The organism is Aureimonas sp. Leaf427, from assembly GCF_001425485.1.
In the GTDB taxonomy this organism is placed as follows: domain Bacteria; phylum Pseudomonadota; class Alphaproteobacteria; order Rhizobiales; family Rhizobiaceae; genus Plantimonas.
In genome coordinates, this window is record NZ_LMQW01000048.1 from 122,003 (window position 1) to 134,412 (window position 12,410).

Below are 12,410 nucleotides of genomic sequence, written 5' to 3' on the forward strand. Positions count from 1 at the left end.
GGCTCAGGCCTGTTCGAGGCGCGCCTTGGAGGGCGCGAGGACGAGAGCCACCGCGGTGACGGCGGCGGCCGCCGTCAGATAGAGCCCGACCGAGGAGATGCCGTAGGCGCCAGCGAGCCGCGTCGCGATGAGGGGCGCGAGCGAGGCGCCGAGAATGCCGCCGAGATTGAAGGTGAGCGATGCGCCGGTGTAGCGCACGTTCGTCGGGAAGAGATCGGACAGGGCCGTGCCGAGCGGGCCGTAGGTCATGCCCATCAGCGCGAAGCCGAGGATCTGGAAGGCGATGACGGCGCCCGTCGAGCCCGAGCCGAAGAGAGGGCCGAAGGTGAAGCCGAAGAGGCCGATGCCGACCGAAGCCGCGATCAGGACGGCGCGATGGCCCCAGCGGTCGGCCGCCATGGCCGAAAGCGGGATCGCGAAGCCGAAGAAGCAGACGCCGAGCATCTGGATCGGCAGGAACGTGCCGCGCGAGAAGCCGAGCGCCGAGGTGGCCCAGGAGAGGACGAAGGTCGTCATCAGATAGAAGAGGGCGAAGGTCGCGAGCGCGGAGACCGTGCCGGCGGCGAGCTCCCGCTTGTGCTCGGCGAAGATCGAGACGAGCGGAACGCGCTTGCGCTCGTTGCGCTCGATCGCCCGGGCGAACTGGGGCGTCTCCTCGATCTTCAGCCGGACATAGAGCCCGACGAGAACGAGCAGCGCGCTGGCGACGAAGGGGATGCGCCAGCCCCAGGCGAAGAACTGCTCGTCCGTGAGGAAGTCGGAAAGGAGGAGGAAGCTGCCGGTCGCGCAGATGAAGCCGATGGGGGCGCCGAGCTGCGGGAACATGCCGTACCAGGCGCGCTTGCCGGGAGGCGCGTTCTCGGTCGCCAGCAGCACCGCGCCGCCCCATTCGCCGCCGAGGCCGAAGCCCTGGCCGAGGCGGCAGAGAGCGAGCAGCAGCGGCGCCAGCACGCCCGCCGTCTCGTAGGTCGGCAGAAGGCCGATCGCGACGGTGGAGAGGCCCATCGTCATCAGCGCCGCGACCAGCGTCGCCTTGCGCCCGATCCGGTCGCCGTAATGGCCGAAGACGGCCGCGCCGACGGGGCGGGCGAAGAAGGCGATGGCGAAGGTCGCGAACGAGTTCAGCGTGGCCGAGGTCGGATCGGCGCTCGGGAAGAAGAGCGTCGGAAACACCAGCACCGCCGCCGTGGCGAAGATGTAGAAGTCGAAGAACTCGATCGTCGTGCCGATGAGGCTGGCGAAGAGAACGCGCGACCTGGAATTGGCGGGCTTTGCGAGAGCGATGCTGGACATGGGAAGCCTGCGACTGATGAGGACGCCGGACCCCTAGCGTAACGACGAGTACGGCGCAAGCCAAACCGTACCGTCCGTTACGGAGCGTCTCGGGTCGTCGCGTCTTTCTCGTCGGATGCGCGATGCCGCGCCCTCCAATCGCTGGGGGAGCACGAGGCGAGCCGTCTGAACTCGCGATTGAAGTTCGACTTGGTCTGGAAGCCGACCTCGAACATGATGTCGGTGACGGACCGATCCGTCGTTGCGAGCAGCCGCTGCGCCTCCGCCACGCGATGCCCGTTCACATATTGCGAGACGTTCTGGCCGCGGCGGCGGTTGATCGCGCTCGATACTTGTCGCGCCGGAACGGCGAGCTTTCGGGCGAGGCGCTCGAGCGTCAGATCGGGATCGCGGTGAAGACCGCGCTCCGCCATGGCCGCGTCGAGCCGAGCGAGAAGCGCGTCATCGGCTTCCTCGTCGGTTCCGGCGCCGACATCCGCCGGGGCCGGGCGTGAGGGTAGGGGCTCGCGCGGCGGTGCCCGGCCGGTCGCGGCCGCCACGATGCAAAGCGCCAGCAGCGCCGGCAGGTTGGCGATGGCGACGATCCGCGCGGCATGGCTGCCGCCCGTCCACTGGAAATCGAGATCGATCGCGAGGTCGATGAGGGCCGACAGGAGGAAGAAGACCGCCGTCGCCTGGAGCGAGCGGTAGATCAGGGGTGTCTCGTCGAGTGCGGCACGCGGCAGGGCATCGGCGCCGCCCAGCGCCAGGCGGCCGAGCGTCAGGCCCGCTGCCACGAAGAGGGCGATGATGACCCAGCCGATCGCACCCGGAACGATTTGCCCGATCAGGGCGACGCCCAGCGTGGGCAGGACGATGTCGAGATATCGGATGTCGCGGCCGGATCGATGCCCTGCCCATTTGTGGAAGGCCGAGACCGTCAGGCTCAATGCGAGGGTGGAGAGAACGGGCTGGAGCACGGCGAGAGCGGCGAAGCCGTAGCCCCAGCGCAGTCCGATGACGAAAGAGAGGAGCCCGTAAGCGGCGATCGATCCGAGCAGCGGGTTCCGGTCGCCGGTCGAGTGGCCGGCGGCGAGGCCTCGAACGACGAAGATCGTGCAGAGCAGGGTGACGAGGAACGGCAGGGGAACGAAGATCATATCCGTTGGAACCAGGAAGCGAAGGGGCCCCGATCCCGGCCTCGATCGCGATCCGGCACGACCTCGAACAGGAAGAAGGTCGAGCGGCGAGGTCCGCGAATGGTGAGCTCGGCCGGTCGAAACTCCTGCCGAAAAGGTTGCCAGCCTCCATGATCCGCTTTCTCAAGCCGCTTCTTCTCGTGGCGTTTCTCGCCTCGGGCGCCTCCTCGACGGCCGCCGCCGCCGAGACCGTCGGCACAACGACCCTCGCCGTCGCATCGCCCGAGCGAGATCGTCCGCTCCAGGTGACGCTCTGGTATCCGGCCGGCGAGGGAGGGACGCTTCGTCGGATCGGCGCCAATCCGCTTTTCGTCGGAACGCAAGGTTTCGCCGACGCTCCGGTCGTGCCCGGCCGCCATCCGCTGATCGTGCTGTCGCATGGTTCGGGAGGACGTGCCGCCAATCTCGGCTGGCTCGCCGGTTCCCTCGCGGCGCGCGGCTTCGTCGTCGCGGCACCCGACCATCCGGGAACCACCGGTGGCGATTCCAGGCCGTCCGAGACGGTCAAGATCTGGGAGCGTCCGGCGGACCTGTCGGCCGTCGTGACCGGGCTGGAAGCGGACGAGGCCTGGGCGGGCGCCGTCGATCCCGGCCGGGTCGGGGCGGTCGGCTTCTCCCTCGGAGGTTTCAGCGTCCTTGCCCTCGCCGGTGCCAGGGCCGATGCGGCGGCCTATGCCGACTACTGCTCCGTCGATCGCGGCGCCATGTCCGACTGCGCCTGGTATGCGAGAGGCGGCGTCGATCTGCGGCGGCTCGACGGGAAACGGTTCGGCGGGTCGTTCGAGGACCCGCGCATCCGAACGGTCGTCGCCGTCGATCCGGCGCTCGCGCAGGCCTATCGGGCGGACAGCTTGAAAGGCATCGCGATTCCCGTTCATTTCCTCAATCTCGGCAAGGCCGGAACGACATGGCTCGGGGTCGAGGCCTCCGGCTTGGCGCCCCTCGTTCCCGGCGCCTCCCTCGATCGCATCGCCGATGCGGATCATTTCTCGTTCCTGGGCGAATGCCGAGCCGATGGCGCGGAAATTCTCAGACGCGAGGGCGAGACCGACCCGCTCTGCGACGATGCCGGCGGTCGCTCCCGTCGCGACATTCACGATGACATCGCACGGCTTGTCGGCGATGCGCTGGCCCGGGATCTCGACTGATCGTCCGTGCGCCCCTCCCGCGGACGGCCGTCCGTCGCGGGAGGGGCGAGAGCGGATCAGGGAACGATCAGCGTTCCCGCGCCGTGCTCGGTCAGGAGTTCCAGGAGCACCGCGTGGCGGGTCTTGCCGTTGAGGATGACGACGCCGCCGACGCCGCGTTCGATCGCCTCGATGCAGGTCTCGACCTTCGGGATCATGCCGCCGGAGATCGTGCCGTCCTTGATGAGGGCGTGGGCCTGCGCGACCGAGAGCTCCTTGATGAGCTGGCCGGACTTGTCGAGGACGCCGGGAACGTCGGTGAGGAAGAGGAGCCGTGCGGCCTGCAGCGCGCCGGCGATGGCGCCGGCGAACGTGTCGGCATTGATGTTGTAGGTGTGGCCGTCCCGGCCGGGCGCGACGGGCGCGATGACCGGGATCATCTCGGAGCGGGCGAGAAGATCGAGCAGCGTGCGGTCGACCTCGACGGGCTCGCCGACGAAGCCGAGATCGAGCACGCGCTCGATGTTCGAGTCGGGATCGATCACGGTCTTCTTCGCCTTCTCGGCGAAGACCATGTTGCCGTCCTTGCCGCACAGGCCGATCGCCCATTCGCCCTCGGCATTGATGAGGGCGACGATCTCCTTGTTGATCGAGCCGGCCAGGACCATCTCGACGATCTCGACCGTCTTCTGGTCGGTGACGCGCAGCCCGTTCTCGAAGCGCGATTCGATGCCCATGCGCTTCAGCATGGAGCCGATCTGCGGGCCGCCGCCATGCACGACGATCGGATTGATGCCGGACTGCTTGAGCAGCGCGATGTCGCGCGCGAAGGCCTTGCCGAGATCGGCGTCGCCCATGGCGTGCCCGCCGTATTTCACGACCACGGTCTTGTGCTCGTAGGCCTGCATGAAGGGCAGGGCCTGCGCCAGGAGTTCCGCCTGCGCTTCCCCGTTCTCGGCATTCGTCGGCATGGATGGTCCTTTCGCGGGGGGAGGAGCGTGGCGTTTGGTCGGGCGCGCTCATAGCGCTATTCGCCGGAAGCGTCCATGACGGGACCATGACATCGTAAGGCCGCGAGCGCCGGGCCGAGGTCCCCGGCCGGGACGACCGTCACCTCGGCAAGGCCGAGCCAGCCCGCCATCACGACAAGCTCCGCCATCAGCGCCTCGGCGGTCTCGGCCGGCGCGTGGGGCTCGGCATGGGCGGAGAGGACGCGGAGCGTGCCCGCCGCCCGGTCGGCTTTGAGATCGACGCGCGCCACCAGCCGCTCGCCGAGGAGGAAGGGCAGGACGTAGTAGCCGTGCACCCGCTTCTCCGCCGGCGTGTAGATCTCGATCCGATAGCGGAACCCGAAAAGCCGCTCGGTCCGGTCGCGCTCGAAGACGAGGGGGTCGAAGGGCGAGAGAAGGGCGGTCGCCGTAATGCGCCTCGGCACGCGCGCGGCCGGGTGCAGATAGGCCGGCTGCGACCAGCCCTCGACGGCGACCGGCAGAAGCGCCCCGGCCTCCACGAGTTCGGCGAGGCGCGGGCGCACGTCCTCCGGCGAGAGGCGGAAATAGTCGCGAAGGTCGCCGGACGTCGCGATGCCGAGGGCCTGGGCCGAGCGCATCAGGAGCTCGCGCTGCGCATCCTCCAGACTCGGCGTCGGCGCGCCGTGGACGGCGGCGGGCAAGACGCGCTCGGGCAGGTCGTAGACGCGCTGGAAGCCGCGCCGCGTGGCGGTGGTGATGCGGCCGGCCCAGAAGAGATATTCGAGCGCCTGCTTGGTGTCGCTCCAGCCCCACCAGCCGCCCCGTCCTTTCGGACCCTCCATCTGGGAGGTCGCCAGCGCCCCTTCCGTCTCGATGCGCCGGAAGACGGCCTCGACGGCCTCGCGCCGGTCCTTCGCGAATCTTGCCAGCCCGCCATAGATGCCGAGGCCCGCGGCGGCCCGCTCCATGCGCCAGCGCAGGAGCGGCTGAAGCTCCAGCGGCAGGAGCGAGGCCTCGTGCGCCCAATATTCGAAGAGCCTCCGCGGCCGGCCCCAGGCGGCGCCTTCCAGCGTCGCGCGCGGATAGGCGCCGAGCCGCGAGAAGAGCGGCATGTAATGCGCCCGCGCCGAGACCGAGACGCTGTCGATCTGGAGAAGGTGCAGCCGCTGCACCACGCGCCCCATCCGCCGCCAGTCCAGCACCTCCGCCGGCCGCGCCTCCCCGAACCCCTGCGCGGCCAGCGCGATGCGCCGGGCACTCGCCAGCGACAGTCCCTCGCGCTTCACCATGACGAGCCTGATACCGGGTAGGGGGCAAGGCCGGGCATGGAGCCTGCCGGTCCTTCTCTCATGGCTCCCGCCGCTGCCGCTCGACCGCGCTTTCCACCTCGGCGAGCGCGGCAGGGTCCTCGATCGTAGCGGGCGTGTCGTAGGCGTCGCGGTCGATGATTTTCTTCAGGGTCGCGCGCAGGATCTTGCCCGAGCGGGTCTTCGGCAGGCGGTCGACGAGGACGACGCGCCGGAAGGCCGCGACCGGGCCGATGCGCTCGCGCACCCGTTCCACCAGTTCGGCCTCGACGCCGGAATAGGCCTCGCCCTTCGACGTCTTCAGGACGACGAAGCCGCAGGGCAGTTCGCCCTTCATCTCGTCGCGCATGCCGACGACCGCGCATTCGGCGACGGCGGGGTGGCCGGAGACGGCCTCCTCCATCTCGCCGGTGGAGAGGCGATGGCCCGCGACGTTGATCACGTCGTCGGTGCGCCCCATCACGACGATGTAGCCGTCGGCATCGATGAGGCCGGCATCGGAGGTCGAGTAGTAGCCGGGAAAGGCCGAGAGATAGCCGGAGCGAAAGCGCTCGTCGGCGTTCCAGAGCGTGGGAAGCGCGCCGGGCGGCAGCGGCAGGCGGATCGCGATCGCGCCCATGGTCTCGGGCGGCAGGGGCTCGCCGTCGGGATCGAGGATCGCCATGTCGTAGCCGGGCATGGGCACGCCGGGACTGCCGTACTTGGTCGGCAGAAGGCCGAGGCCGGCCGGGTTCGCGGCGATCGGCCAGCCCGTCTCGGTCTGCCACCAATGATCGATGACGGGCACGTTCAGCGCCGCCTCCGCCCAGCGGATCGTCTCGGTGTCCGCCCGTTCGCCCGCCAGGAACAGCGTGCGGAAGCGCGACAGATCGTAGGTCGCGGGCAGGCGTCCCTCCGGGTCCTCGCGCCGGATCGCGCGGGCGGCCGTCGGCGCCGTGAAGAGCGCGACGACGCCGTGCTCGGCGATGACGCGCCAGAACGTGCCGGCATCGGGCGTGCCGACGGGCTTGCCCTCGAAGAGAACGCTCGTGCAGCCTTTGAGAAGCGGGCCATAGGCGATGTAGGAATGGCCGACGACCCAGCCGACATCGGAGGCCGCCCAGAAGACCTCGCCGGCGCGGGCGCCGAAGATCGCCTCCATCGACCAGTGCAGCGCCACCATGTGGCCGCCCTGGTCGCGCACCACGCCCTTGGGCTGCCCCGTCGTGCCCGACGTGTAGAGGATGTAGAGCGGATCGGTCGCCTTCAGCGGGACGCAAGGCACGGTGCGGCCGCCCTCGATCTCGGCCAGGGCCTTGGTGCGGGCCGCGTCCCAATCGTGGTCGCGGCCCTCCACCATGTCCGCCGCCAGCTGCGGCCGCTGGAGGAGGAGCACCGCGCCGGGCTTGTGGAGGCTGAGCTCGATCGCGCGGTCGAGCAGCGGCTTGTAGGCGACGATGCGGCCGGGCTCGATGCCGCAGGAGGCGGTCAGCACGGCTTTGGGCTGCGCGTCGTCGATGCGGGTTGCAAGCTCGCGCGCGGCGAAGCCGCCGAACACGACCGAATGGATCGCTCCGAGCCGGGCGCAGGCGAGCATGGCCGCGACCGTTTCGGGCACCATCGGCATGTAGATGACGACGCGGTCGCCCTTGGCGACGCCGAGATCCTGCAGCGTGGCCGAAAGGGCCGTCACCTCGGCCAGAAGCTCGGCATAGGTGATGCGGCGCACTTCGCCGGTGATGGGTGAATCGTGAATGATCGCCGCCTGATCGCCACGCCCGGCCGCGACATGGCGGTCGAGCGCGTTGTGGCAGGTGTTGCAGACCCCGTCCGGAAACCAGCGGCCATAGACGCCGCTCGACGCATCGAAGGCGGTGCGCGGCGCCTCGAACCAGTCGATCGCCTCGGTCTGGCGCATCCAGAACCCTTCGGGATCGTCCCGCCATTCGGCGACGACCTCATGGTAGCGGCTGGTCATCCCCGATCCCCCCCGGTGGTTCTGCTCCAAACCGGCAGCGCCGGCCCCGCCGACAGTCTTAAGGGAGGAGAGCGCCGAGGGAAACGGCAGCCTTTCGCCGCCGCGTCCATCGCATGTGAGATATTCCTGCAACGGTTCCAAGCTTGCGCACGAAACTTGGGAACGTTTCCAGATATGACACGTTCGCCCCGTGAGACTCTCTGCGCGCCGCATCGCGCAAGACCTGCCGTCCTTGGGCGGGTCGTCCGTCGATGGGGTCGGCGGGTGGGAGGATCGAGGGGTGTTGGAGTTGGTATCGACCGTGACACACAGGACAATTCAGATCCCGCTGACCGCGGCTCGAATGGCCATGCTCGGCCGAGACGGCGGTTCGATGGTCGGCATGCCGCGCGTCCGGGTTCCGATAGATCCGTGTGCCGCATGAGCTTGCGCGTTCTCATCGTCGAAGACGAGCTGATCCTGGCGATGGATCTGGAAGACATGCTGGTGGATGCCGGGCATGAGGTCGTGGGCGTCGCCGCCGACATGCATCAGGCTCTGGCGCTCGCCGAAAGCAGCTCGCCGGACTTGGCTCTGATGGACGTCAATCTCGCGCGCGGCACGAACGGCGTCGAGACGGCGATGCACCTTCGCCAGCGCTTCGACGTTCCCTCGCTCTTCATCAGCGGCAATCTCGATCCGAAGACGCGCGCCACCGCCTCGCGATGCCGGCCCGTCGGTTTCGTGCCGAAGCCCTTTTCGCAGAACGACGTGCTGAGCGTGATCGCCACGGTCGGCTGACCTCGAAGGGTGCTCGCGCGCCGCGCCGCCGAAGCCGCGTCAGGTGCCCGCAGATCCCATGTCTCGTCCGGGTTCGAAGCCCTGGCGCTCGGTGTCTGGCGCTCGGCGTGAAGGCATCGAGCATCCGGGCCGCTTCCGGCGAGCTCGAGCGCCGTGCAGAGGCGGCCTGTCCCGGCCCGATCCTTCAGAAGAACTCGAGTTCGCCGTCCTGGTCAGCCGGAACCGCCTGCGGCAGGTCGGCTTCAGGCGCATTGCCGTTCAGGCGGTCCTTGAGGTCGCTGAGCGTGATCAGCGAAAGCGCCTCGTGCGCGTCGATCGTCACCGTCTCCGGCGAGGCCATGGCGAGGCAAGCCGTGAAATCCGACAGATTGGCGAGGATCTGCTGCGTGAGGTCGATGCTCTGCGTCGCCCGCACGAAATCGGCATTGGCGAGAGACGGCGTGCCGTCCGCGCCGAAGGCGAGGTGGTGGAACTCGTCCGTCGCCTCGGCCAGGGCGTGAAGCTCGTAGGACATGCGCATCAGGATATCGGAGACGGCAGTTTTCGCCATGGGTCGAGCTTTCGATGGAACGTGTCGGGCAGGGATCAGAAGAGTTCGAGATCGCCGATGGATTCCTGCCGGACCCGGATGGGCGGCGGCGGGGGCAGTCCGGCCGACTTCTCGATGAAGATCTGACGGGCGCGTCCCGTATGGGGCCAGTATTCGATGCGCCGGCCCTTGTCGCCGCCGAGGTCTCCACCGCGGCAGGGAATGCCTTCCATGGCGAGGAAGTCCTTGGCGAACTTGGCGTTCTTGGAGCCGATGTCGGTCAGCCCGTCCAGCGTGCGCGCGCCGCCGAAGAGCTTGACCTCCAGCCGGTCCTTGCGCGCGCCCTTCTTCATCAGGCCGTTGATCAGAAGCTCCATCAGATAGAGCCCGTAGCTTTCGGAGCGCGAGGAATGGCTGGCGTCTCCCGAGCCCGGCAGGAGAAAATGGTTCATGCCGCCGATGCCGGCGACGGGATCGCGAATGCAGGCCGCGACGCAGGAGCCCAGGAGCGTGGTGAGGACGAGGTCCTCCCCCGAGCCCCACTTGGCTTCGCCCTGGATGATGTTCAGACGGCGACGTGCGATCGGCTCGACCATTACTGCAAACGTCCCAGAACGGCTTCCATCGTCTTCTGGAGAACCGGCACGGAGACCGGCTTGACGAGGAAGTTGTTGACGCCGAGAGCGGCCGCCTTCTGCACCAGTTCCTTGTCGCCGCGCCCCGTCAGAATGACGAAGGGCGTCTTCTTGGTCGGCGCGTAGGAGCGGATGGCTTTGAGGAGCTGCAGCCCGTCCAGCTTCGGCATGTTGAAGTCGGAGATGATGAAGTTGGCGGGGGAGGCCATCATCATCTTCAGCGCCTCCTCGCCATCCGCCGCGAAGCTCACCTGGCTGATGCCGATCTGGTCGAGGGCGTCGCGAATCAGCATGCGGCTGGTGCGCTGGTCGTCCACGACGAGGACCTTGAGCATCTGTTTGCTGGCCATACCGTCTTTTCCTTCAAGGCTGGTCTTCCGAGCGGCGACATGGGTGGAAACCGGGCTGCGCGTCCGTCGGTCGAGGCAGACCTCTCCCCAGAAGAGATCGGCCCGTCATCCGTCGTCCGCCAACGGCCGGCACCCTTGCGAGCCCCTCGTTGCATCCGTCCGTTATTCAACCCTATCGACGTTAAGAAAAACCTTGCCGGAGTCCCAAAATCATTCGAAGAGTGCGCCGGCGACGTGGTTTTCGATCCGCGAGAGAAGCCGTAAATGTCTATAATATCATAGTCTTATGAAGCGGCGACGCCGTCGTCGCGCCGTCATCGACCGAGCTTTGCGCTCAGCCGAAGGTCTCCCGCGCGACGCCCTTCAGGGGCACGCGCTTCTGCGCCGCGCCGATCTCGTGGGCGACGCGCGGCATGCCGTAGACGAGCGAGGTGGCCTCGTCCTGCGCCATGGTCTTGGCGCCGGCCTCGCGCATCTTGAGAAGGCCCTCGGCGCCGTCGCGGCCCATGCCGGTCAGGATGATGCCCGTCATGCGGCCCTCCACCAGCTCGGCCACCGAGCGGAAGAGAACGTCCACGGAGGGCTTGTGCCCGTTCACCGGCTCGTCCGTGGTCAGCCGGATGCGCTGGCCGCCCCTGCCGGTCACCATCATGTGCTGCGCGCCCGGCGCGATGTAGACGTGGCCGCGTTTCAGGATGTCGCCATTGTGCCCCTCAACGACATGCGCCTTGCAGATCTTGTCGAGCCGCGCGGTGAAGGAGGAGGTGAAGGTGGCGGGCAGGTGCTGCACGATCAGCGTCGGCGGGCAGTCGGCGGGAAAGTCGGAGAGGACGGTGATCAGCGCCTCCACGCCGCCCGTCGAGGAGCCGATGGCGACGAGGTCGGGCCAGTCGGCATGCTGGGCGAAGACGGGCGCGGCGGCGCGCGGTGCGCCGCCGGCCCGCTCGGCCGAGCCGCGGGCCGCGACCAGACGGGGCTTGGCCTTTGCCGCTTCCTTGATGAGGTTGGGCAGGTGCTCCAGCGTGTTGCCCTGCATTCCGTTCGGCTTGGAGATGCAGTCGAAGGCCCCCGTCTCCAGCGCCTGAAGCGTCGCGGAGGCGCCGGGCTGCGTCAGGTTCGAGACCATGATGACGGGCGTCGGCCGGAGCCGCATGATCTTCTCGAGGAATTCGAGCCCGTTCATGTTCGGCATCTCGATGTCGAGAGTCACGACGTCCGGGTCGAGCTCCTTCATCTTGTCGCGCGCTTCGAGCGGATTGGCGGCTTCGCCGACCACCTCGATCTGCGGATCGTGGCTGATCGCGTGCTTCAAGAGGGCGCGCATGGTGCGCGAGTCGTCGACGACGAGAACGCGGACCGGGATCATTTCACCACGCCATCCAGGCGGCGATAGGCGGTCGTGCCCTCGAAGGAGAGGAACTCGGTCGCCGGTCCCGTCAGACGCTCGGAATGGCCCATGTAGAACCAGCCGCCGGGCTCCAGGTACCGGCAGAAGCGGTGCCAGATCTTCTCGCGCGTCGGCTGGTCGAAATAGATCGTGACGTTGCGGCAGAAGATCGCCTGGAACGTGCCCTGCATCGGCCAGTCGCCGATGAGGTTCAGCTCGCGGAAGGAGACGAGGTCGCGCATCGCGTCCGACACCTCGTAGGCATCGCCCGGCACCGGCTTGAACCAGCGCTGGCGCAGGGGCTTGGGAACCGCCTCCAGCGTCGCCTCGTCGTAGACGCCGGCCCGCCCGAAGGCGACGACGTTCGGATCGATGTCGGTGGCGAGGATGCGCACGTCGTGATTGGCCGCCTCCGGCATCATCGAGAGCACGCTCAGCGCGATCGAATAGGGCTCGTGCCCGTTCGAGCAGCCGGCCGACCAGATGCGCACCCGGCCGCCGCGCTTGGCGTCGGCCAGATGAGGCGGCAGGAGATCGCTCTTCAGGTGCTCGAAATGATGGTTCTCGCGGAAGAAGTGCGTGACGTTGGTCGTCAGCGCCGCGAGCATGCTCATGCGCTCGCTGGCGCCCTCGTTGCCCGCGATGAAGGCGCAGTATTCCTTGAAGCTCGAAAGCCCGAGGGTCCGCAGGCGCTTGGCGAGGCGCGAGTAGACGAGGTTGCTCTTGGAAGGCGCCAGCAGGATCCCCGAATCCTCGTGGAGGATGCGGGCGATCATCGTGAAGTCCGCATCCGTCAGGAGGAACTCGCCCGACCCCGTCCTGCCCTCGGGGTCGCGCCGGTCTGCATCGAGCCTCGACATTTGCGTTCATGCCTTCCAGTTGCGTGCCGGAAGGAC

General features: G+C 68.2%; 12 protein-coding genes. 2 read left to right on the forward strand and 10 right to left on the reverse strand.

What is annotated here, in order from left to right:
- Positions 1-3 precede the first annotated feature (3 nt).
- Positions 4-1,293, reverse strand: coding sequence for an MFS transporter (locus tag ASG62_RS20050; protein WP_056696575.1), 1,290 nt, complete (start codon positions 1,291-1,293; stop codon positions 4-6).
- A gap of 77 nt (positions 1,294-1,370) precedes the next feature.
- Complete coding sequence (locus tag ASG62_RS20055; protein ID WP_056696572.1) at positions 1,371-2,432, reverse strand: helix-turn-helix domain-containing protein; 1,062 nt, start codon at positions 2,430-2,432, stop codon at positions 1,371-1,373.
- A gap of 149 nt (positions 2,433-2,581) precedes the next feature.
- On the opposite strand from ASG62_RS20055, the gene ASG62_RS20060 reads away from it, so the two are divergent.
- Positions 2,582-3,619, forward strand: a complete 1,038-nt coding sequence (locus ASG62_RS20060; protein WP_056696570.1) for an alpha/beta hydrolase family protein — start codon at positions 2,582-2,584, stop codon at positions 3,617-3,619.
- 56 nt (positions 3,620-3,675) lie between these two features.
- On the opposite strand, the gene argB is transcribed toward ASG62_RS20060, so the two are convergent.
- Genes argB through ASG62_RS20075 form a run of 3 tightly spaced genes read right to left on the reverse strand, consistent with a single transcriptional unit; the run spans position 3,676 to position 7,833 of the window.
- A complete protein-coding gene (argB, locus tag ASG62_RS20065; protein ID WP_056696568.1) occupies positions 3,676-4,569 on the reverse strand; it encodes an acetylglutamate kinase in 894 nt (297 codons plus the stop codon).
- Between the two features lie 56 nt (positions 4,570-4,625).
- Entirely contained in the window at positions 4,626-5,858 is a 1,233-nt protein-coding gene (locus ASG62_RS20070; RefSeq protein ID WP_056696566.1) for a winged helix-turn-helix domain-containing protein, read from the reverse strand.
- A 58-nt stretch (positions 5,859-5,916) separates the two neighbouring features.
- Entirely contained in the window at positions 5,917-7,833 is a 1,917-nt protein-coding gene (locus tag ASG62_RS20075; protein ID WP_056696564.1) for a propionyl-CoA synthetase, read from the reverse strand.
- A gap of 420 nt (positions 7,834-8,253) precedes the next feature.
- Here ASG62_RS20075 and ASG62_RS27060 point away from each other — a divergent pair, with 420 nt between their 5' ends.
- Complete coding sequence (locus ASG62_RS27060) at positions 8,254-8,613, forward strand: response regulator (RefSeq protein WP_056696562.1); 360 nt, start codon at positions 8,254-8,256, stop codon at positions 8,611-8,613.
- A gap of 184 nt (positions 8,614-8,797) precedes the next feature.
- Here ASG62_RS27060 and ASG62_RS20085 read toward each other — a convergent pair whose 3' ends face one another.
- The 5 genes from ASG62_RS20085 to ASG62_RS20105 form a co-directional block, all read right to left on the reverse strand.
- Positions 8,798-9,163 (reverse strand): hypothetical protein, encoded by a 366-nt coding sequence (locus tag ASG62_RS20085; protein ID WP_056696561.1) that lies wholly within the window; start codon positions 9,161-9,163, stop codon positions 8,798-8,800.
- Between the two features lie 35 nt (positions 9,164-9,198).
- Entirely contained in the window at positions 9,199-9,738 is a 540-nt protein-coding gene (locus ASG62_RS20090) for a chemotaxis protein CheD (RefSeq protein ID WP_056696559.1), read from the reverse strand.
- Entirely contained in the window at positions 9,738-10,127 is a 390-nt protein-coding gene (locus ASG62_RS20095; protein WP_057180565.1) for a response regulator, read from the reverse strand. The genes ASG62_RS20090 and ASG62_RS20095 overlap by 1 nt, the downstream gene beginning before the upstream one ends.
- A 334-nt stretch (positions 10,128-10,461) precedes the next feature.
- Positions 10,462-11,493, reverse strand: coding sequence for a protein-glutamate methylesterase/protein-glutamine glutaminase (locus ASG62_RS20100; protein ID WP_056696557.1), 1,032 nt, complete (start codon positions 11,491-11,493; stop codon positions 10,462-10,464).
- Complete coding sequence (locus tag ASG62_RS20105; protein ID WP_056696555.1) at positions 11,490-12,374, reverse strand: CheR family methyltransferase; 885 nt, start codon at positions 12,372-12,374, stop codon at positions 11,490-11,492. Before ASG62_RS20105 ends, ASG62_RS20100 begins: the two co-directional genes overlap by 4 nt.
- Between the last annotated feature and the right edge of the window lie 36 nt (positions 12,375-12,410).